The sequence below is a fragment of the Kribbella sp. NPDC058245 genome, assembly GCF_042882005.1.
Lineage (GTDB): Bacteria > Actinomycetota > Actinomycetes > Propionibacteriales > Kribbellaceae > Kribbella.
In genome coordinates this window covers 13,235-33,151 of sequence record NZ_JBHVWY010000002.1, presented here as the reverse complement: position 1 = coordinate 33,151, position 19,917 = coordinate 13,235, and the positions used below count along the sequence as shown (strand labels likewise).

The 19,917-nt window shown below is 68.1% G+C and carries 19 protein-coding genes; 17 read left to right on the top strand and 2 right to left on the bottom strand.

Going from position 1 to position 19,917, the window contains the following annotated elements:
* Positions 1–17 precede the first annotated feature (17 nt).
* From sufC to ACFVWG_RS03665, 5 genes are read left to right on the top strand one after another with little or no spacing between them, the layout of a single operon-like run.
* Complete coding sequence (gene sufC, locus ACFVWG_RS03685; RefSeq protein ID WP_391541570.1) at positions 18–779, top strand: Fe-S cluster assembly ATPase SufC; 762 nt, start codon at positions 18–20, stop codon at positions 777–779.
* On the top strand, positions 776–2,032 hold the full coding sequence (locus tag ACFVWG_RS03680; protein WP_391541569.1) for a cysteine desulfurase: 1,257 nt from the start codon (positions 776–778) through the stop codon (positions 2,030–2,032). Before sufC ends, ACFVWG_RS03680 begins: the two co-directional genes overlap by 4 nt.
* A 1-nt stretch (position 2,033) precedes the next feature.
* Entirely contained in the window at positions 2,034–2,507 is a 474-nt protein-coding gene (gene sufU, locus ACFVWG_RS03675) for a Fe-S cluster assembly sulfur transfer protein SufU (RefSeq protein WP_391541568.1), read from the top strand.
* Entirely contained in the window at positions 2,500–2,895 is a 396-nt protein-coding gene (locus tag ACFVWG_RS03670; RefSeq protein WP_391541567.1) for a metal-sulfur cluster assembly factor, read from the top strand. Before sufU ends, ACFVWG_RS03670 begins: the two co-directional genes overlap by 8 nt.
* A gap of 11 nt (positions 2,896–2,906) precedes the next feature.
* Positions 2,907–3,530 carry an acVLRF1 family peptidyl-tRNA hydrolase gene (locus ACFVWG_RS03665; protein ID WP_391541566.1) on the top strand — a complete coding sequence of 208 codons (624 nt, stop codon included), beginning with the start codon at positions 2,907–2,909 and terminating at the stop codon, positions 3,528–3,530.
* Here the strand turns inward: ACFVWG_RS03665 and ACFVWG_RS03660 are convergent.
* A complete protein-coding gene (locus ACFVWG_RS03660; protein WP_391541565.1) occupies positions 3,518–4,072 on the bottom strand; it encodes a hypothetical protein in 555 nt (184 codons plus the stop codon). The genes ACFVWG_RS03665 and ACFVWG_RS03660 overlap by 13 nt on opposite strands.
* A complete protein-coding gene (locus ACFVWG_RS03655) occupies positions 4,072–10,902 on the bottom strand; it encodes a hypothetical protein (RefSeq protein WP_391541564.1) in 6,831 nt (2,276 codons plus the stop codon). The genes ACFVWG_RS03660 and ACFVWG_RS03655 overlap by 1 nt, the downstream gene beginning before the upstream one ends.
* Before the next feature lie 120 nt (positions 10,903–11,022).
* Here ACFVWG_RS03655 and ACFVWG_RS03650 point away from each other — a divergent pair, with 120 nt between their 5' ends.
* The 12 genes from ACFVWG_RS03650 to ACFVWG_RS03595 all read left to right on the top strand — a co-directional run bounded on the left by ACFVWG_RS03650 (position 11,023) and on the right by ACFVWG_RS03595 (position 19,907).
* Positions 11,023–11,466 carry a hypothetical protein gene (locus ACFVWG_RS03650; RefSeq protein WP_391541563.1) on the top strand — a complete coding sequence of 148 codons (444 nt, stop codon included), beginning with the start codon at positions 11,023–11,025 and terminating at the stop codon, positions 11,464–11,466.
* Positions 11,467–11,518: 52 nt separating this feature from the next.
* Complete coding sequence (locus tag ACFVWG_RS03645; protein WP_391541562.1) at positions 11,519–12,253, top strand: hypothetical protein; 735 nt, start codon at positions 11,519–11,521, stop codon at positions 12,251–12,253.
* 41 nt (positions 12,254–12,294) lie between these two features.
* A complete protein-coding gene (locus ACFVWG_RS03640) occupies positions 12,295–13,053 on the top strand; it encodes a hypothetical protein (RefSeq protein ID WP_391541561.1) in 759 nt (252 codons plus the stop codon).
* Positions 13,043–14,353 carry a CpaF family protein gene (locus ACFVWG_RS03635; protein WP_391541560.1) on the top strand — a complete coding sequence of 437 codons (1,311 nt, stop codon included), beginning with the start codon at positions 13,043–13,045 and terminating at the stop codon, positions 14,351–14,353. The genes ACFVWG_RS03640 and ACFVWG_RS03635 overlap by 11 nt, the downstream gene beginning before the upstream one ends.
* Positions 14,354–14,357: 4 nt before the next feature.
* Complete coding sequence (locus tag ACFVWG_RS03630; RefSeq protein WP_391541559.1) at positions 14,358–15,251, top strand: type II secretion system F family protein; 894 nt, start codon at positions 14,358–14,360, stop codon at positions 15,249–15,251.
* On the top strand, positions 15,251–16,162 hold the full coding sequence (locus ACFVWG_RS03625; RefSeq protein ID WP_391541558.1) for a type II secretion system F family protein: 912 nt from the start codon (positions 15,251–15,253) through the stop codon (positions 16,160–16,162). The genes ACFVWG_RS03630 and ACFVWG_RS03625 overlap by 1 nt, the downstream gene beginning before the upstream one ends.
* 83 nt (positions 16,163–16,245) lie before the next feature.
* Positions 16,246–16,470 (top strand): hypothetical protein, encoded by a 225-nt coding sequence (locus ACFVWG_RS03620; RefSeq protein ID WP_391541557.1) that lies wholly within the window; start codon positions 16,246–16,248, stop codon positions 16,468–16,470.
* Between the two features lie 6 nt (positions 16,471–16,476).
* Complete coding sequence (locus ACFVWG_RS03615; protein ID WP_391541556.1) at positions 16,477–16,944, top strand: TadE family protein; 468 nt, start codon at positions 16,477–16,479, stop codon at positions 16,942–16,944.
* A complete protein-coding gene (locus tag ACFVWG_RS03610) occupies positions 16,941–17,393 on the top strand; it encodes a TadE/TadG family type IV pilus assembly protein (RefSeq protein ID WP_391541555.1) in 453 nt (150 codons plus the stop codon). Before ACFVWG_RS03615 ends, ACFVWG_RS03610 begins: the two co-directional genes overlap by 4 nt.
* A complete protein-coding gene (locus ACFVWG_RS03605; RefSeq protein ID WP_391541554.1) occupies positions 17,383–18,195 on the top strand; it encodes a TadE/TadG family type IV pilus assembly protein in 813 nt (270 codons plus the stop codon). Before ACFVWG_RS03610 ends, ACFVWG_RS03605 begins: the two co-directional genes overlap by 11 nt.
* A gap of 11 nt (positions 18,196–18,206) precedes the next feature.
* On the top strand, positions 18,207–18,851 hold the full coding sequence (locus ACFVWG_RS03600; RefSeq protein WP_391541553.1) for a hypothetical protein: 645 nt from the start codon (positions 18,207–18,209) through the stop codon (positions 18,849–18,851).
* A gap of 102 nt (positions 18,852–18,953) precedes the next feature.
* Positions 18,954–19,907 carry a hypothetical protein gene (locus tag ACFVWG_RS03595; RefSeq protein ID WP_391541552.1) on the top strand — a complete coding sequence of 318 codons (954 nt, stop codon included), beginning with the start codon at positions 18,954–18,956 and terminating at the stop codon, positions 19,905–19,907.
* Positions 19,908–19,917 lie beyond the last annotated feature (10 nt).

The following is a 19,917-nucleotide window of genomic DNA, read 5'->3' as shown; positions in this document are numbered from 1 at the left end:
GAGACAGAAGAAACCTCATGGCGACACTCGAGATCCGCGACCTGCACGTGTCGGTCGACACCGAGAACGGCCCGAAGGAGATCCTGCGCGGCGTCGACCTGACCATCGCCGGTGGTCAGACGCACGCGATCATGGGCCCGAACGGTTCCGGCAAGTCCACGCTGGCGTACTCGATCGCCGGCCACCCGAAGTACAACGTCACCAGCGGCACCGTGACGCTGGACGGCGAGGACGTGCTGGACATGGCGGTCGACGAGCGCGCCCGGGCCGGCCTGTTCCTGGCCATGCAGTACCCGGTCGAGGTTCCCGGCGTGTCCGTGTCGAACTTCCTCCGGACCGCCAAGACCGCCATCGACGGCGAGGCCCCGAAGCTGCGCACCTGGGTCAAGGACGTCAACAAGGCGCTGGCCGACCTGGACATGGACGCCGACTTCGGCAACCGCAACGTCAACGAGGGCTTCTCCGGTGGTGAGAAGAAGCGCCACGAGATCGTCCAGCTGGAGCTGCTCGACCCGAAGATCGCGATCCTCGACGAGACCGACTCCGGCCTCGACATCGACGCGCTCAAGATCGTCTCCACCGGGGTCAACCGGTTCGCCGAGAAGGGCGACAAGGGCGTTCTGCTGATCACCCACTACACCCGGATCCTGCGCTACATCAAGCCGGACTTCGTGCACGTGTTCGTCGACGGCAAGGTCGCCGAAGAGGGTGGCGCCGAGCTGGCCGACGAGCTCGAGGCGAACGGCTACGAGCGCTTCCTGAAGGTGACCACCAAGTGACCGACGCCCGGACCTTCAGCAGCCCGTTGGACCTGCAATCGGTCCGGGCTGACTTCCCGATCCTGTCGCGTGAGCTGGCAGGCGGGTTCCCGCTGGTGTACCTGGACTCGGCGAACTCTTCGCAGAAGCCGGTCCAGGTCGTCCAGGCGATCTCCGATCACTACCTCAAGCACAACGCCAACGTCGCTCGCGCCATGCACCAGCTCGGTGCGGAGGCGACGGCGGCGTACGAGGGTGGTCGCGACAAGGTGGCGGCCTTCCTCGGCGCCACCAACCGCGACGAGATCGTCTTCACCAAGAACGCCTCCGAGGCGCTCAACCTGGCCGCGCACACGCTCGGCGCGTCGCTGAAGCCGGGCGATGTCGTGGTGATCTCCGAGATGGAGCACCACAGCAACATCGTCCCGTGGCAGCTGCTGTGTGAGCGCACCGGCGCGACCCTGAAGTGGTTCGGGGTGACCGACGACGGCCGGCTCGACCTGTCGAACATCGACGAGCTCCTGACCGAGCAGACCAAGATCGTCTCGCTCGCCTGGGTCTCGAACGCACTCGGCACGATCAACCCGATCGCCGACATCGCGGTGAAGGCGAAGGCGGTCGGCGCGACGGTTGTCGTCGACGCCTCGCAGGCCGTGCCGCAGTTCCCGGTCGACGTGTCCACGCTCGGGGTGGACATGCTCGTCTTCACCGGGCACAAGGCGGTCGGCCCGACCGGTATCGGCGTGCTCTGGGGCCGTTACGACCTGCTCGCCGAGCTGCCGCCGTTCCTCGGTGGTGGCGAGATGATCGAGATCGTCCGGATGACGGGGTCGACGTTCGCGCCGCCGCCGGCCAGGTTCGAGGCCGGTACGCCGCCGATCGCGCAGGCGGTCGGTCTGGGAGCGGCCCTGGACTACCTGTCCGGGATCGGCATGGACAAGATCGCGGCGCACGAGCACGCGCTCGTCGAGTACGCGCTCGAGGGGCTCAAGACGGTTCCCGGGCTCAAGCTGCTTGGTCCGGCCGACGCCAAGGACCACGGCGGTGCGATCAGCTTCGAGCTGGACGGTGTGCACCCGCACGACGTCTCGACGGTGCTCGACACGCGCGGCATCGCCGTCCGGGCTGGTCACCACTGTGCGCGTCCGGTCCACGAGCGGTTCGGAATGCAATCCTCGACCAGAGCGTCTTTCTACCTGTACACGACTCCCGAGGAGATCGACGCGCTCGTCGACGGCCTCGGATTCGTCCGGTCATTCTTCAAGGTGGACTGATATGCAGCTCGACAGTCTCTACCAGGAGATCATCCTGGATCACTACCGCAGCCCGCACCACGCGGGTCTCGCGGACCCGTACGACGTGGAGGTGCACCACGTGAACCCGTCCTGCGGGGACGAGGTCACGCTCCGGGTCGAGCTCGACGGTGACACCGTGAAGGCGGTCACCCACCACAGCGTCGGCTGCTCGATCAGCCAGGCGGCGACGTCGGTGATGTCGGACCTCGTGATCGGCAAGCCGGTCACCGAGGGGATGGCGACGTACGAGAAGTTCCTCGAGCTCATGCAGAGCCGCGGGAACATCGAGCCGGACGAAGAGGTTCTGGAGGACGGCGTCGCCTTCGCGGGCGTCGCACAGTTCCCCGCCCGCGTGAAGTGTGCCCTGCTGGGCTGGTCGGCCTGGCGCGACGCCACGGCCCAAGCGCTTGCCGCTCACAACGTGGCCGCCAACGAAGGAGTGAAGAATGCCTGACCAGACCGACGAGAAGATCGAGCTGCCCGAGGTCGACCTCGAGGCAGCCGCGGCGGCCCAGGCCGGCACCGGCTCGACGCCGCCCCCGGTCGAGGACGTCCTCGAGGCGCTCAAGGACGTCGTCGACCCCGAGCTCGGCATCAACGTCGTCGACCTCGGCCTGATCTACGGCGTCACTGTCGACGACTCCAGTACGGCGATCATCGACATGACCCTGACGTCCGCGGCCTGCCCGCTGACCGACGTGATCGAGGACCAGACCCGGATGTCGCTCGAGGGCCTGGTCAACGACTTCCGGATCAACTGGGTCTGGATGCCGCCGTGGGGCCCGGAGAAGATCACCGACGACGGCCGCGACCAGTTGCGCGCTCTCGGCTTCAACGTGTGACACAGGAACGTGTGACGAGAGTTGTCACAGTCGCACCGGAACGCTTGGACAGGTGGCTGAGCGGCTTCGGTGAACGCCACGGCGACGTCTCGTTCGAGGCAGCACCGCATCAGGTGACGGTGTCTGCGGCGGACGGGGCGGTCGCCGTGGTGGACGTACCCTTTCAGCCTCTCGCGGAGCTCAACCGCGAGGGGCTGATTGCGCATGTTCTGGCCGACCATCGCTTGGGCGTTCTCCTGGTACGGCGGGGTGGGTACGGCGCGGGCGTTTTCGTCGGCGCCAAGCTGGTGGACTCGAAGGTCGGCTCACGCCATGTGCAGGGCACGACCAAGGCCGGCGGTTGGTCGCAGCAGCGGTTCGCCCGGCGACGCGACAACCAGGCCCGCGAGGCGTTCGCGGCGGCCACGGAGGTCGCCGTACGGATTCTGGGGTCGGCGCGGTTAGAGGCGTTGGTCTGTGGGGGAGACCGGCGGGCGATCGAGACCGTGCTCGAGGATCCACGGTTGAAGGAGCTGCCCGGTCTCACCCGGCCGCCGTTCCTCGGCGTACCGGATCCGAAGCAGAAGGTGCTTGAGCAGGCCGGTGCGGACGCGCGAGCGATCCGGATCGAGCTGACCGACCCTCAGGAGTTGTAGAGCGCGCGGAAGTCGTCGAGCGTGCCCTCGTAGTACTGCAGGTCGTCGACGAGCTTGGCGCGGTGGACCAGCTGCGGGCTCTCGACGAGGGCTTGCCGGCCGAAGTCGGACCAGATCGCCGAGTCCGGCATCTGGTCCGCGTCCTCCGGCAGGAACTTCAGCGCCTCGCGGACGGCGTACGCGGCGTACTCCCAGTTGAGCTCGACGATCGAGCGGTCCTGATCGGGCTGCCCGGTGTAGGACATGTCGGCGGTCAGCGCGCGACGGCCGAACGTCGACGCGAGGATCGCCCACTGCGCGGCGTCGAGCAGCGTCGATACCCCGAGGCCGAACGGCAGTCCGAGTTTGCGGGCTGCGCTCTCGCTCTCGTACGCGACCTCGATCGCACCGGCGGTCGAGTGGTAGGTCCACGACGTCTCGCCCTCGACCAGGTTGACTCCGGGCTGCAGATCCGGGGCGGGCACGGCCGGCGCGGATTCATCCGCGGCGGTGAGCACGCTCTCGTAGACCTGCGCTTCGGTCAGTGTCCTGGCGGTCAGCATCAGTGGTGTCGCTCCTGTTCCCGGGCCGGCTTCGAGCCTACCGTGACCGGCTTGGCGGTCGCTTGCCCCGTTCCGGGACGCAGTTGCTGGGCCGTCGTGCTGTAGTCGAGACCCTTCAACATGCTGGCCGGTACGCCGTTCTGTACCAGCGCCTCGGCGACTTTCGCGTTGAAGTTCTCCTCGGGGGCCAGCGAGTTGTAGACGTCCCGCAGGTCGACCCGGTCCTGAGCCATCAACGCGACTTGCTTGTCCAGCCCCGCGAAGGCCGAGCCGAAACCGCGGTCGCCGCCGATCATCCCGCCACCAGGCAAGGCGACGTAGGTCTCCTCACGGCCGCTGCGCTCGTGGATCGAGACCACGACCGGCTCCGACGTCTCCTGGGCTCGGTCCAGCGCCTCGACCAACGGCCGGTACGGCTCGTAGACATCGTTGCCTGCGGCATCTTTATGGACCTCGTCGGCGCGGATGTCCGGGCGGCCGAACTCCTCCGGCGCGATCCGCAGCTGCGCCGAGGCCAGCGCCGCGTCGGCGGACGCGCCGGTCTCCATCGTGCGCAGGGCATCGAGGTACTCGTGCTTGAGCATCTTGACGTAGAACTGGCCCTTCGCGGCGTTCGGAAGGTTCTTGCTGCGCTTCTCCGCCGGAGTGCCGCGCCCGTTGTCGCTCGCCTTGGTGAGGGTGACGTCGTAGCTGACCGGGATCCGGACCGTGACGAGCTCGCCCTCCTCGAACTTGCTGGTCTCGAGCCGGTTCCCGTACGCGACGGAGTTCTGCTCCTTCACCTGTTCGCCGACCGAACCGGAGACCGAGACCGGTCCGCCGTTGGCTCCGGCGTTCACACTGCCGGGCCCGACGTGGCTGACGCTGCTCGCGGTCTTCGCCGACGTCTCGCGCCGGCTGACCGCGCCGGTCTGGGCGTCGCCGATCGGATCCTCGGCGAGTTCGAAGCCGGTCATCCGGGCCTTGATCAGCACGTCGATCGTGGTCCGGCCGTTCCCGCGAGCCGCCATCGGCGGCAGCCGCAGACCGTCGGCGCTGGTCAGCTCGGCGAAGTTGCCCTTCATCGCGGTGGCCTGGAGATAGCCGTCGAGAGTGCCCGAGTGCTCCGCGAGTCCGGTGGCACCGAGCGCTCCGGGATCCGCGAGCTCGGCGGCGACGACGTCATACAGCTGGTTGGTGCGGGTCTCGCCGCGGGCGTACGGGTAGGTGCTCTCGACGACCGCGCTTTCGGTGACCTGGATCGGCCGGTGCTCGACCTGTTCGGCGGTCTGCGGCCGGCTGCCGGGCTCGCGGATGAGTTTGCGCGGCGCGTGCAGCGTTACCTCGGCCGACAGTTGGCGCGGGGTGGCGACGGTCGTCCGCTCGTCCGGCGTCGTCCGGCCGAGCTTCCAGCTAGTGCTGGTCATCGCGGCGGCTCCGGCGTTCCGGATCCGGACGACCTCGGACGTGAAGACGACGGTTCGCCGCACCTCGGCCTGATCGAAATGGCCTGTTCTGGCGACCGTCGCGTTCTGCAGGGCACCGTTCGCAGAGTCCGTGCGGTTGCGCTCGCCAGAGGCTCCGGCATTGCCGTCGCCCGCACTGCCACCGACAGTCGCCCCGTACGTCGTACTGTGGCTGACTGAGCGTTCCTGGCCGTTGTGCGTGTAGGCCTGGTCGAGACCGATCGCCTCGACCGACGGGATCTCCGGAGTACCGTCCACGGTGTAGGAACCGACGTACTGGGCGGTGATCCGGACCTGGTAGAGGTCGGGCAGCTGCCCTTCGACCGGGACCTCGACGGTCGCGATGAAGCCTCGTGGGCCGAGCATGTTCTCGAAGCTGCCCTGGTACGCATCCGGGTTCAGGTTCACCCGCAGCGCCGGTTCGAGCAGTTTGCTGTCGGTCAGCACTCCGGGTGCGAGCTCCTCGAACTGCGGCCGGACCAGCTCGTACAGATCGACCTGCTCGTCCGGTCGCCCGGTCGGTGCGATGGACTCGAGCTGTGCCGAAGCGAGGCTCTCGTCGTACGCCGGTCCGAGGTCGACCGGGGTGCGCTGGGCGGCCAGGGTCTCGGTGGCGCGCAGGCGCTCCTCGACCTTGCCGGCCTGGCTGGGCTGCTGGCCGCTCGCTTGGAACACCTTGGCGACGAGCTTCTCGGTGTCGTGCTCGGCGGCGAGCCCGGTCGTGACGCCGGCCCGCTCAAGGTTGTAGCGGCGGACGAAACCTGTCGCGACCTGCGGATCCATCGTCACGCGGTCGTTCAGGTACCGCTCGGCGACATCGGCCACGATCGGCAGCGGTAGGTCCAGCTTGCCGCCGGCGTACAGAGCAAGGGCCCGACGCTCGGCCATCGCCTTCTGAGCAAGGGCATCGTCCAGTGGAATCGTCTGTACGACGGTCCCGTGGCTGTCGACGATGTCGGCTTCGAGCTCGAATTGCTCCAGCAACTCGTAGTGCGTGCCGGTGTTGACGAGCAGCCATTCCTGGCCGGTTGCACGCGTGGTGCTGGTGGACTGCGAAGTACCGCCGGTGCGGCTGAGCGATCCCGTTCCCCATTGCGCCGAGCTGTCCGCGTCGACCTGACCGCCGCCGCCTTCGACGCCGACCCCGCCCGAGGCCGACGTACCGGAGGTGAAGCCGGCGTCGGTCAGGGTCAGGTTGATGTTGGCGGTGTTCTGCTGGCTGACGGCCAGGAAGGTCTGGTCGACGGCGCGGCCGCGAACGACGACCTTGTACTCCTGGGCGCGGATGGTCCGGTCGTCGAGTGCCTCGGCGGGATTGGCCGGTGGCGGCGTGACGATCATCGGTACTTCGAAGCTGCCGTTCATCCAATCCGGATGCGCGACCAGGCTCTCCGACGACAAGGCGGCGTGGAGCTGCAGGACGGCGCTGGAGTCGGCCCGGAAGACGTCCGCCTCGGTGAAGATCCGGTCGGCCGGGTTCCCGGCGTCGACCGCGACGATGATCGCCTGCCGAACGGCCAGCTCGTGCGGTGCCTTCGGCTGCTTGGTGAGATCAGGCGCCTCGGCCCGGGTCATCGAGCTCTCGTAGGCGAGATCGACCTTGCCGGCGACATCGGCGATCGGCTCCGCGAGGCCCTGGTCGGTCAGCTCGCGGAAGGTGATGCGGACGCCCTGGCGGACTACATCGAGCGGCTCGGTGCTCTCCGTCAGCGTGACCCGATTGACCCGCCGGCCGCTCGACCACGAGAAGCTGCGGCCGACGGCGTTCCGGTTGAACTTCAGCCCGAACTTGCCCGCCAGCCCGCGAAGGCCCTTGTCCGGACCATCGGCCGCGTTGACCCCGCCGGAGAGCGGGACGGATCGCGCGCGGCTCGACGAACGGCTGGTCGCCCCGGACGCGATCCCGAGGCGGACGACGTTGCGCCCAGGCGTCGTACCGCGTGGGGTGACGTCGTTGAAGTCCTGCTCGACACCCAGCCGGAATTGCCGGTACTGCGGAGTGCGCCCGGTGTGCTGGTCGACCAGCGTGACCGGGATGCCGCCCTGACAGGCCTGATTGATTCCGGCCTGGATCCGGTGCGCGGTGATGTTCTGGACGGCCCGGTCGTAGTTGGCGAGCTGGCCGGCGTACTGCACGTCGTCGGCGAGGAGTGCCTTAGGCAGCGGCCGGTGATTGTCGTCGAGCGGCGGCACCAGACCCATTTGGCTCAGGTTGGTCAGAGCCTGTAGCTGTGCTTCGTCGGCGCCTTGGAGGTTGGAGGCCAGGGCCTTGCCCGGCCCACGCATTTGATGGGCGCCGTCGCCGAGCCACGGCGGCAGCGTCTGTACGCCGGTCGGCGGCTCGGGGTCGCCCCGAAGCAGCGCCCGGTCGTCCTGGTCCAACCGCACCGCGTCCGCGTCATCCCGCCGTACGGCGTCCTTCGAGGCTGGCCCACCGGCGCGGAGCAGGTCGTTCTCGGTGACCCGGAGCCGGGCCTCGCAGACCTCGTCGACGACGATCGGCTCGGCCTTGCGGTCGGTGATCTTGCGCAGCGTGGCCGTCACCTTGAAATCGACCAGTACGCCCTGCGTCGGGCCCTGGTCGCGATGGACGACCGGGGTGATCGCCGTCGTACTGACGTTCTGGCCGCCGGAGTGGCTGATGTTGCGTCCGGCGCTGACGCCCGGTGTCACGTCCAAGGTGGTCGAGCCGACGTTCTGCATCGGGCTCGTGCCGACCCCGGCGGTCGCCGTGACCGAGGTGCTGTAGGTCTCGCTCGCGTTGATGCCGGTGAAGTCGACCTCGACGGCTTCCTTCCAGACCTCGTCCGACGACTCGCCGCTGAGCTTGGCCGTGCTCCAGACCGGTTCGAGTTCGAGCGTCAGCTCGTACGCCGGTCGGCCGTCGACCGAGATCTCTCGGCTCAGCCCGCCGGGCTTGGTGAACTCGTGGAGCAGCCGAGTCGTGTCGCCGGTGACCATCCCGTTGATCTGGTCGTAGCCCACGCGGTCGAGGCCGTCGACCTGTCTGACCAGGCGATCGCTGACCTCCTGCAGCCCGTTGATCCGGGTCACCGTGTGCGGCGGGAAGTCGGCCTCGACCTCGTCACCTCGACCGAGACCCTCCAGCGTCACGGTCTCGGCCGGTGCCTTCACCGTGTAGGCGCTCGGGACCCAGGTGAGTTGCTGCCCGGCATCGACGGTCTCGACGGGCGACCAGGGCTCGGTGGGGGAGTTGCGAACCTCGATCTCCCACTCGCCGGTCCATTGGTAGAGCAGCGACTCACCCCGGTCGTCGTCGACGTGGCCGAACTGCGCCTGCGTCGTGAGTCCCGAGGCTTGGGTGATCGACTTCCCATGCGTCACGTCACCGCGCGGAGCGATGACCTGGCCGACGGCGTGGATCGCACTGCCAGGCGGTGCAGCGGCCAGGAACGGCTGCAGGTTCACGCCGTACGACGTACTGGACGAATGGGTGCTGGAGATTCCGATGCCCTGGCCGCCGGCGCCGATCGTGCCGTTCATCTGCTCGGCGAGGTCGTAGTCGCGGTCGACGATCTCGGTGAAGTCGCGGCGCTTCATCCGCAGCCGGACCTGAGCGAGCTCGCCACCGACCGGGATGACCATGCCGTCCTTGGACATCAGCCGGCGGTACTCCGCGTTCGGGATCGCACGCGGCGCATTACCGTCGAGCCGGTGCCGAATGCCTTGGTCGGCGAGGACGCGGTTGATGTCGTCGGTCGGCACGAGCAGCGGCGGACCGGTCGGTACGCCGGTCTCCAGCACGTCGTCGACCGGCATCGCCTGCTCGATGCTCGCCTCGTAGACCTCGGTCCGGTCAGCCGCTTCGGCGGCCAACGCGGTGAGCTCGGCGTCCGTCGTACCGGGGGTGTCGATCGCGGCCTGCAGATCGCGGTAGCCGGTCAGCGCGTGCTGCGCGTCGGCGGCGGCCTGCCGGTAGGCGCCGGCGAGCTCGGTGTGCCTGGTCGCCTTGTTGCCTTCGGCAACGGCCTTGACGCGGATGACGCGGGCTCGCTCCGGAGCGCCGAGATCGCGCATCTTCTCTTCGGTCTCGGCGTCGCCCTCGAGGTCGTCAGCCTTCTTCTCGGCGGCAGCCGCGGTGTCCAGCTTGGCGTCGGCCTTGCTGTTCAGGTCGGCGACCGACGACTCCAGCTCGCCGATCTGCTGCGTGACCTGCTGCCGGAGCTTCGTGGGCTCGGCGTTGAGCCGCTCCACGGCGCGCCCGATCGCGGTCGCCTCGGGAGCGATCCGGGCATCCGGCGCCCAGGGGAGTTCGGGCAGCGCGCCACCACGACGCTGGATCGTGCGGGCGAGACCTTCGACATCACGCTGGATGTCGGCGACCGTGCGGCTGCCGCTCGGAGCGCCGTTCGCGAGCGTCTCGGCCTGCGCCTGCCGCCACTCCTTCGAGAGCAGTTGGTACGTCGCGAAGTCCGCGCGCAGGCGGATGTCGCGGCGCTCGGGTCCGAACGCGTACCGAAGCCGGCCGAGCATGCTCTGCGGTCTCGTGCGCTCCGCCGCGAGCTCTTGGGTCATCAGGCTGACCTGGTGGGTCCAGATCTGTCCGAGCTGCGCGTCGGCCACGTCGGGCGAGATCCGCAGTACGTGCGGGTCCTCCGCCGTACCGGCTGCGAGGCGGCCTTGGGCGAGCAGACTGCCGACGGTCGGCTGGACCTCGACCCGGATGTGTTGCGGAGGCTCTCCTTGGAGAACAGCGAGTCCGGAATCGATGGCGGGACGCTTGGCGAGGCCGAGGTCGTCCTCGGAGAGCTGGGCAAGGTGCTGGAGAGCGATGTCCTTGGTGAGCTCAGTGGTGCGGGTCGTGCGGACCAGACTGGTGGCGTCGACTGCGCGGGTGAGCGTGCGGCGCCGGGACAGCCGCCGCTGCGGTGCGACGGACGGGGGAGTCGTCGTCGCGCGGCTGATGTCCTTCGACGCAGCGACGACCGCGGTGACCGAGACCGGCCGTGCGTCACCCGGGAAGGCGGCGAGACGCGCCGCGGCTTCGGGAGACTCTTCGGCCGCACTACGGAGGGCGACGCGCAACATCGCCCGGGCCTCGTCCTGGTGCGATTGGTCCAGTCCGGGCGCAGCGATCAGCCGCTCCAGTGCGGCTGCGGCACCAAGGCCGGGTAGCTCATCCCGCGACCTGGCGGACTCCGCACCGACCAGGGCGACCGCCTCGGCCAGGATTCGCTCGTCGCGGACCTGGTCCGACGCCCGGCGCGTGAGGTACGTCTGCAACCCCTCCGCGAGATGCGCGGGCAGGACGTCGTACCGGCTGGACAGCCAGACGCGGCCGTCGCGCAGGGGTACCGAAGCCGGCCAGGCGATGCCCAGCGCGGTCGCGAGCGCCGTCCGGGCACGTGTCTGCGGGTCGGGCACCACACCTCCAGAGACATCAGGCAGGGGGACGTCTTGGCCGGGACGCTAGCAAACTTTCGGTTACTCGCCAGCTACTCGAAGCACCCGTTCTGTTAACGATTTACGCTTTAGCATCGACGCATGACGGGCCGGTTGGGATCCTCGCAGTGGACAGTCGCCGAAGCGCGGGGAGTGATCGCGCAACTGCGGCACGTCGCCACGGAAGGCCCTGAGTACGACGGCGTAGAGCTGTTCCTCGCCTTATGCGAGTACTTGGACCAGCTGTACGGCGGCCACGGCTTCGACTCCCTGCAGCCCGATCCGGCCCTGGCCCAAGCAGTTCGTGAGCAGCGCAGGCGACGCGCCGGTGCCGGTGAGCGACTGGAACAACCAGTGAACTCTGCCGTGACGCTAGAGGAGGGCCGTGCTCTCGCAGTTGCGCTCGTGAGCGCAGAGGACTGGCAACACGAGCTAGGACTGGCGTTGCAAGGCCTCTACACCTACCTAGACCAGTTGTACGGCGCACCGGGTGCATTCACCGAGCTTTTGAGCTCAGATGAGCGCCTGCGGGTCGCGAGCCGGTAACAGCCCGCACCGGGTGGCGAGGATGGCACCTCACTGCCATTACGGTAGCCCCGTGAGTCTCTCGTCCTCCACTCGTCCTCCTGCCCCCAACGCCCGTAATCAGGGCCGACCGGCGGGCGGTGGTACGAATCGCCTCCCGAGCGGCCGAGAGCGCCGACCGGCGCTGGCCGCGCTCGCGGTCATCCTGATCCTGCTCGGCGCTGCCGGCTCCGCCCTCATCGCCCTGAACAGCGGTAACCGTCAGGACTATGTCGCGGTGAACCTGAAATCCATTCCGCCGGGTCACCTGATTGTTCAGGACGACCTGTCGCGTGGCGCGCTGGCCGGGAACACCGAGACGCTGATCAAGTGGGCCGACAGGAGCAAAGTCCTGAACCACTACACGACGGGCTGGCTGTACCAGGACCAGTACTTCACCGAGGGCAACGTGACCGACGTTTCGCCGATCCCGAGTAGCGGCGCACAGATCGGCGTGGTGCTTGAAGCCGGCCGGGCGCCCTCCAGCGGCCTCACCGGGGGTGACGTCGTACAGGTCGTCCGCGTGCCCACCGGGAGTCAGGACAGCGTCGGTCCAGCCACGCTGGTCGCGGCCGCCACCGTGATGGCAGCCGAGGGTGGGGTTGTGGCCGACAAGGGGTCGACGGTCAACACGCTCAACGTCACCATCCTCGTTCCGGTCGGCAAGGCGCCTGCCGTGGCTGCCGCTGCGGCCTCCAAGACGCTGGTGCTGGTGAAACTCAACCCGGCCACCAAGACCGACGTACCGCGCACTAACGGGGGTGGCTGATGGCACTCATTGCACTTGCGAGCGCCAAGGGATCTCCTGGCGTGACGACTGCCGGTCTGGTGCTGGGCGCGCTGTGGCCGCGGCAGGTGCTGCTGGCCGAGTGTGACCCGTCCGGCAGCGACGTGGCCATCCGCATGACAGCTCCTGGCGGTACGCCGCTCAACTCGGACCGCGGTCTGGTCAGTCTGGCGGCTGCGAGCCGTAAGGGGCTGGGTGACGAGGTGGTCCTCGCTCACAGCCAGCAGCTCGACGGTGGACTCGACGTACTGCTTGGTGTGCGTTCGCCGGAACAGGTCGGCGGTATGGGCGGTCTGTGGCATCCGCTGGGCGTAACGTTCAACCAGATGCAGCACGGCGACGTACTGGCCGATTGCGGTCGCATCAGCGCGACCTCGCCGCAGCTGCCGGTCATCCAGTCCGCACGGCTCATCGTGATGGTGTGTTCGGCCACTGGCTCGTCGGTGGCGCATCTGCGCGAGCGGATGGCTTCTCTGGTGCACCACGTGGACGCACAGCTCGGTGTGATCGTCGTGGCCGACCCGAAGCAGCGTGACGCGGTCAAGCAGGTGTGGACCGTGCTGGACGCTATGGAGGCGCCGGTGCGGCACCGCTGGCATCTGGCGTTCGACCCGGTTGGTGCGGCGTTCTTCGAGGGACGTGGGCACGGCCGGCTCGAGAAGACCCAGCTGATCCGGTCCGCGACCGACATCACCGGTGAGATGGCTTCGCTGGTCGCTGCGCAGCATGACCTCGACATGGCTCAGGCCGCGTTCCCGCAGGGGGACTGGAATGAGCGCTGACCAGGAGCTGGTCCGCCGGCTGCGTTCACAGGTCGCCGACCGGCTGAACGAACAACGCCGTCGCGACCAGGTGAACGGCGTACCGCCGATGAGCGCCGAGGACGAGCGTGAGTACGCCCGGTCGCTGATCGTGCAGGTGCTGGAGGACCACGCCCGCTACGAGCTGGCCGAGGGCCGCACCCCGCCGACCCCGGACGACGACGCGCAGATCGCCGGTGCGATTCACTCGGCCCTGTTCGGCGTTGGCCGGTTGCAGCCGCTGATCGACGACCCTGAGGTCGAGAACATCGACATCAACGGGTGCGACCAGGTCTTCGTCCAGTACGGCGATGGTCGCGAAGAGCGCCCAGGTCCGGTCGCGGAGAGCGATGAGGAGCTCGTCGAGCTGATCCAGGTGCTGGCGGCCCACGCCGGCCTGACCAGCCGCCCGTTCGACTCCGCCAACCCGCAGCTCGACCTGCGTCTGCCGGACGGCTCGCGTCTGTCCGCAGTCATGGGCGTGACCTCGCGGCCCGCGGTTTCCATCCGGCGCGCGCGACTCGGCCGGGTCTACATCCGCGACTTGGTTGCCAACGGCACCTTTACTGCCGACGTCGGCCAGTTCCTCTCGGCTGCGGTGGCGGCCCGGAAGAACATCATGATCGCCGGTGCGACGAACTCCGGGAAGACGACGCTGCTGCGAGCGCTGGCCAACGAGATCCCGCCGCACGAGCGGCTGATCACCGTAGAGCGCTCTCTGGAGCTGGGTCTCGGTGAGTTCAAGGACCTGCACCCGAACGTCGTCGCATTCGAGGAGCGGTTGCCGAACTCCGAAGGCGTCGGCGCGGTCGAGATGGCCGACCTGGTACGGCGTTCGCTGCGGATGAACCCGTCACGCGTCATCGTCGGTGAGGTGCTGGGCGACGAGATCGTCACCATGCTGAACGCGATGAGCCAAGGTAACGACGGCTCACTGTCGACGATCCACTCGAACAGCTCGATGGAGGTGTTCAACCGCATCAGCACCTACGCCATCCAGGCGACGGAGCGGCTGCCGATGGAGGCAACCCAGATGCTGATCGCGGGTGCGCTCGACTTCGTCGTCTTCGTGCGTAAGCAGAATGACTATCAGCACGGCGGCGGCCTGAGCCGGTACGTCGAGAGCATCCGCGAGGTCACCGGATGGGACGGCCGGGTGCTGTCCGGAGAGGTGTTCGCACCCGGACCGGACGGTCGCGCCGCAGCCCACGCGCCGATCGCCTGTATGGACGAACTCGAGTATTACGGGTACCAGCCCGTCGTACACGGAACGTGGGCGTGACGAGATGAGTGCTGAGACTCTGCTTGCGCTGCTCTGCGGAGCGGTTGTCGGTGGCGCGATCCTGCTGCTGATCGTCGCGATCCGCGGTACCGAGCCACGTGACGAGACGCCGTCGATGTTCCGGCGGGGCGGGAACGTGGACAACCGCAAGAACCTGATCCGGCTCGGTGTCGGCGTTGGCGTCGGCCTCGTCGTACTGGTCGTGACGCAGTGGCTTGTTCTCGCTGCGGCGCTTGGTTTGCTGGCTGCGCTGGCCGACCGGTTCTTCGGTGGCACCGGTGAGGAACGGCGTGCGATCGAGCGGCTGGAGGCCTTGGCCACCTGGACCGAGGCGTTGCGCGACACAATCGCCGGTGCGGTCGGTCTGGAGCAGGCCATCCCGGCGACCGCGGTGAACGCGGCCCCGGCGATCAAGCCGGGCTTGAACTTGCTGGTCGACCGGCTGCGGATCCGCGAACCGTTGCCTTCGGCCCTCATGCGGTTCGCCGACGACCTGAACGACCCGTCCGCCGACCTGATCGTGGCCGCGCTGGTTCTGAACGCTCGGCTGCGTGGTCCCGGTCTGCGTGAAGTCCTGAGTGCGCTGGCTGACTCGGCCCGCGAGGAGCTCGACGTACGGCGAAAGGTTGCCGCCGAACGGCGGTCGACCCGGCGATCGGTGCAGGTGGTCGTCGCCATCACGCTGCTCGTCGCGGCCGCGCTGGTGCTGTTCAACCCGGCGTACGTCGCGCCGTACACGAGTTTCATCGGGCAGTTCGTGCTCTTCATCGTGATCGCGCTCTACGCGGTCGGCCTGGTCTGGCTGCGCCGCCTGGCGAAGATCGAAGTACCCGAACGATTCCTGATCGGTGGCAGTCAGAAGCCGGCGGACCAGCGGATGGAGGTGGTGGGCGGATGATGTGGGCCTTCATAACCGGTGCCCTGGTGGGGCTCGGTGCGTATCTGCTGGTGCGGATGCTGATCCGGCCGCGGGCCAACGTGCTCTCGACCATCGCCCGGATCGACGCCGGCCGCGGCGGTGGCGGTGCCACCACGAGCGCCGCGGGAGAGCGCGTTCTCGGCGGGATCGACAAGGCCCGCGAGACTCTCGGCCACCGGCTCGAGGCCGAGGCGAACGCGCGTGGCTGGGCCTTCGGCAAACTGCGCCGCGACCTCGCGGTGATGAACCAGCCGTTCGCGGCGATGCTGGCGACCAAGGTGTTCTTCGCCCTGGGCGCGATGATCTTCATCCCGGTCGTGCTGTTCCTGTTCAGTGCGATCGGCTTCACCGCACCGGGCGCGACGCCTGCCATCGTCACGCTGGCAGCGATGGCGTTCGCGTTCTTCCTGCCGGACCTGGCGCTGCGCCAGGAGGCAGAGGCGCGGCGGCGGGACTTCCGGCACGTGGTCGGCAGCTTCCTCGACCTGGTCGCGATGAACCTGGCCGGCGGCCGCGGTCTGCCCGAGGCGCTGATGACGGCGTCCACGATCGGCGACCACTGGGCGATGGCGCGCATCCGGCAGGCGCTCGCGAACGCGCGCCTGATCGGCATCACGCCGTGGGACGCGATGGCGCGGCTCGGCGACGACCTCGGTGTCGAGGAACTGCGTGACCTGGCGTCGGCGCTCGCACTAGCCGGTGACGAAGGCGCGAAGATCCGCGCCTCGCTGCTGGCCCGGGCCGCGTCGCTGCGCCGAAAAGAGCTTGCCGATGTGGAAGGTAAGGCGGGTGAGCGGTCGCAGTCGATGCTGGTCGCCCAACTGGTGATGTGCGCCGCGTTCATGCTGTTTCTCGGATTCCCGGCCGGAATCGCGATCCTGGGAAGCTGATTGCGGGTATGGATCCGCAGCAGGGTTCTGTCCGTCGTACAGGGCATACTGAGGCCAGCCCCGGCCTCTACGAAGTGGAAGGCATGCGAATGAACACCGAACTGCAGTTCTGGCGCGCGATGGCCGGCTACGCGGTCACCCGGGCCCACGCGCAGCGCGCGCGGGCCAAGCAGGGCCGCACCGAGCTCGGCGCCTCGGCGCTGGAGTGGGCCATCATCTCGGCGATCCTGGTCGCGGCCGCGCTGGCCATCGGCCTCGTGGTGCGGCGCGTCATCGACAAGCGCACCGGCGAGATCGAGAACGGCTGATCCATCGTGCCGGTCCGCCCCCCGACCGTCTCGCGCGCCCGCCGGCGCCGGATCCTGCGCAGCCTCACGCGCCGGTCCGAGCGTGGTGCGAGCGCGCTCGAGCTGGCGATCCTCGCGCCCACGATCATGGCGCTGATCTTCGTCTCGATCCAGACGGCTCTCTTCCTGTACGGCCGTTCGGTCGCGCTGAACGCTGCCCAGGAAGGCGTTTCCCGGCTGCGGCTGGTGCAACCGCCGGTGTACAGCCCGGCGGTGGGGGAGAAGGTGCGGACCGACATCGAGTCGTACGCCAACCAGCTGGGCGGCACGACCCTGCAGCACGCCGTCGTGGCGCCACCGTCGTACAACAGTCCTGAGGGCATGGTCTCGTTCACCGTCAGTGGTGACACGGTCTCGCTCGTGCCAGGGCTCAAGCTGCACGTGGAGCGGACGGCGACCGGACCGATCGAGCAGTTCGATGCGGACAACAAATGAGACGCCGTCAGTTGTTGCCTTTGGTGCGCAGGGCCCGGGATCAGCGCGGCACGATGGCGCTGGAGATGGCGGTGCTGGCGCCGATCCTGCTGATCCTGTTCATGTTCCTGCTCGCCTGTGGCCGCTTCTTCCAGACCTCGTCGCTGCTGGAGAGCGCGGCCCGCGACGGCGCCCGCGCCGCCAGCATGTCCCGCTCGCAGACCGAGGCGCAGATCCGCGTCAACGACGCCGTCACCCGGACCATGGGCCAGGCGGTCAAGTCCTGCAAGGAAACCGCCTCCGGCGTCATCACGACGACGCTCGCCGCCGGTGCCCCAATGACCGTCGAGGTCACCTGCACGATCGACTACCGCGACCTGAGCTTCCTCGGCCTCAGCGGTGACACCACCATCACCAAGCGCTTCACCTCGTCGGTGGACCCGTACCGGGGAGTCCGCGATGGCTCCTGAGACGCACCGCTCCCGGATCGTCGACTTCTTCCGTATCGATGCCCCCGGCAACCACCGCGGCCGCCTCCCGCACGGAGCCCTGAGCCCCGCGGTCGCCATCCTGGCCGTGATGATCTTCGCCCTGGCCGGCCTCGTCATCGACGGCGGCCGCCAGTTGGGCGCCCGCTCCCGAGCCGTCGGCTACGCCCAGGAAGCGGCCCGCGTCGGCGCCGCCACCATCCAGCTCAACACCGCCGAAGCCAAGATCGACACGGCCAAGGCGGCCACCGCCATCGCCGACTTCTGCGCCCAGGTCTCCTCCAACGACCCCTCGGTGACCTCCTGCGCCCCCACCAAACTGACCACCGACCAGGTGGACATGTCGGTCGGAATCGCCAACAGAACAACCTTCCTAGGCCTGATCGGCAAAACCACCCTCAAGTCCACCGGCACCGGCACAGCCCACGCCGAACAAGGTGTCGAGAAGAACAACGACAGCCCGACGATCCCGCCGATCTTCGTGAGTACCGGGCCGCAGGGGCCGGGGGCAACCATCTCGAGTACGGCGGTTCCGCCGACTCTCGACGTACCGTGCCCGGAGTGGACGATCGGATCGCCGACGCCGATCTGGACGCTGAAACCGATCCCGTTCCCGGCTTCCTGTACGCCGAGCATTACGCCGTCCCCGACCCCGACCCCGACCGACGGTGAGGAAAGCTCGAAACCACCGAGCGGCCCGGTCACCAGCAAGCCCCCTGGTGGCGGCGCACCGGCCGGCATCGCGCCGCCGCAGAACTCCCTCCCACCGAGTCTCGGACGTTAAGGACAATGACCGTGCGTAGTGTTCCTTGGGCAGTCGCCGCGCTGGCCGGCGTGGTGCTGCTGGCTGGTTGCGGCGGCAGCTCGAACGATGGTGGCCGTCCGGTTCCGGTAGGCGGCGACTCGGACACGTCGAGTTCATCGACGCCGCCCGCGAGCAGCACGCCGCCGCCGAGCACGAAGCCGAGCGAGGCGGCCGACCCGACCACTACGCCGCCGAAGAAGGCCCAGGTCATCGTGGTTCCGGGGAACTATGCAAGCAATCCCGCCGTCCAAGGCCTCGTGGCGACCTACCCGCAGTACTTCGACGCGTTGATCGCGCGCGACGAGAAGCTCATCAGCAAGACGTTCCCGGCGTACTTCTACGCGGACGTCTCGCAGGTCATGGTCGACGCGCGGAACAACGGCTGGGTGATGAAGCCGCCGGGCAGTGTCGTGGTGCGCGGAATCTCCAACCAGCCGCTGGGTGTCGTCCGGGTGAAGACCTGCCGGTCGCAGCACACGCAGTACTGGAACCCGAAAACCAGGGGATGGACGCTGGTCGCACCGGGTGGCCAGCCTCAGGCGATCGACATGATCAAGACCGGTCTGGGCTGGCGCCCGTACCGGGTGGGACCCTCGAGTGGGATCAGCTGTGCCGGCGTGAAATACCCGGCCTAGACCTGAATTCGAGATTCCGAAAAGGTGACGGGACAACGGATAACGGGCACCATGCCCTCGGACGACGATAATCTGCCGCTAGGACTAGTCTCTGGAGTGAGGATGCGCAATCGCGTGGGACGCGGGCTGATCGCCCTGGGTACCGTGCTCACGCTGCTGATTTTCCCTGGTGTCACGGCCGCCGCCGACGGTGGGCAGACGGTCCAGCAGGGGACTCGCAGCTGCAGCATGTACGTCAACTCCATCGGCTTCGGTGCCTGGTGCAGCAACGGACAGGTGACCTACGGCAGCGGGCAGCCCATTCCGACCTGGAAGGACCGGCTCGGGAACAGGATCTTCATCCCGTGCCGCGACATGGAGGTCCCGAAGGGCATCGCGCTGCCGCCGGCGCCGGAGGGCAAGGACTGGGTTCTGCGACTGACGATCGTCGATTACGACCTGGACAGCACCGACGGCGGTGGCAAGGTCCACATCGAGCGCGCGATCGTGCCGGTCGGCGAACAGGAGCGGAATCAGTGCCCGCGGAACGGCTACATGGATTCGTTCTGGGACGAGTTGCACAACACGTATCCGGACCCCGTACTGCAGATCAAGCCGACGTACACACCGCGGGTGAACGTGCCGGCCTACTTCTCGCTCACTCCGGACAGCTCGTACATCCTGCACAACCAGGCCAATCCGAAGGACCCGACTCCGCCGCAGGACATGTACTGGGGCGGTGACCACGACCTCGCTATGCGTGGGCTGGTCGGGAAGATGATCGTCGATCCCGGCGACGGGACGCCGCCGTTCACCTGCCCGATGGGCGTGGTGCCGGTGGGCGACACCGACGGGTACGACGAGACCAGCGATCCGTTCACGCAGATGAGCACCTGTCGGCACATCTACAAGAAGTCGAGTGCGAGTCAGCCGGACGGGATGTACACCGTCAAGCTGACGATCACCTGGGACGTGTCCTACTGGACCGGCCAGCCGGACTGGAACCCGCTCGGGTCGGCAGAGGTTCATGCTGTGCAGCGGTTGCCTGTGCAGGAAGTGCAGGCTATCGGTGGGTGACGTGGTGGGG

What these genes read in the sequence shown, in the direction of transcription:
- ACFVWG_RS03630 (WP_391541559.1), top strand. Translation starts at nt 14,358, where the DNA reads ATGAGTGCTGAGACTCTGCTTGCGCTGCTCTGCGGAGCGGTTGTCGGT.
- ACFVWG_RS03610 (WP_391541555.1), top strand. Translation starts at nt 16,941, where the DNA reads ATGAGACGCCGTCAGTTGTTGCCTTTGGTGCGCAGGGCCCGGGATCAG.
- ACFVWG_RS03625 (WP_391541558.1), top strand. Translation starts at nt 15,251, where the DNA reads ATGTGGGCCTTCATAACCGGTGCCCTGGTGGGGCTCGGTGCGTATCTG.
- ACFVWG_RS03595 (WP_391541552.1), top strand. Translation starts at nt 18,954, where the DNA reads ATGCGCAATCGCGTGGGACGCGGGCTGATCGCCCTGGGTACCGTGCTC.
- sufC (WP_391541570.1), top strand. Translation starts at nt 18, where the DNA reads ATGGCGACACTCGAGATCCGCGACCTGCACGTGTCGGTCGACACCGAG.
- sufU (WP_391541568.1), top strand. Translation starts at nt 2,034, where the DNA reads ATGCAGCTCGACAGTCTCTACCAGGAGATCATCCTGGATCACTACCGC.
- ACFVWG_RS03650 (WP_391541563.1), top strand. Translation starts at nt 11,023, where the DNA reads ATGACGGGCCGGTTGGGATCCTCGCAGTGGACAGTCGCCGAAGCGCGG.
- ACFVWG_RS03660 (WP_391541565.1), bottom strand. Translation starts at nt 4,072, where the DNA reads ATGCTGACCGCCAGGACACTGACCGAAGCGCAGGTCTACGAGAGCGTG.
- ACFVWG_RS03635 (WP_391541560.1), top strand. Translation starts at nt 13,043, where the DNA reads ATGAGCGCTGACCAGGAGCTGGTCCGCCGGCTGCGTTCACAGGTCGCC.
- ACFVWG_RS03620 (WP_391541557.1), top strand. Translation starts at nt 16,246, where the DNA reads ATGCGAATGAACACCGAACTGCAGTTCTGGCGCGCGATGGCCGGCTAC.
- ACFVWG_RS03605 (WP_391541554.1), top strand. Translation starts at nt 17,383, where the DNA reads ATGGCTCCTGAGACGCACCGCTCCCGGATCGTCGACTTCTTCCGTATC.
- ACFVWG_RS03670 (WP_391541567.1), top strand. Translation starts at nt 2,500, where the DNA reads ATGCCTGACCAGACCGACGAGAAGATCGAGCTGCCCGAGGTCGACCTC.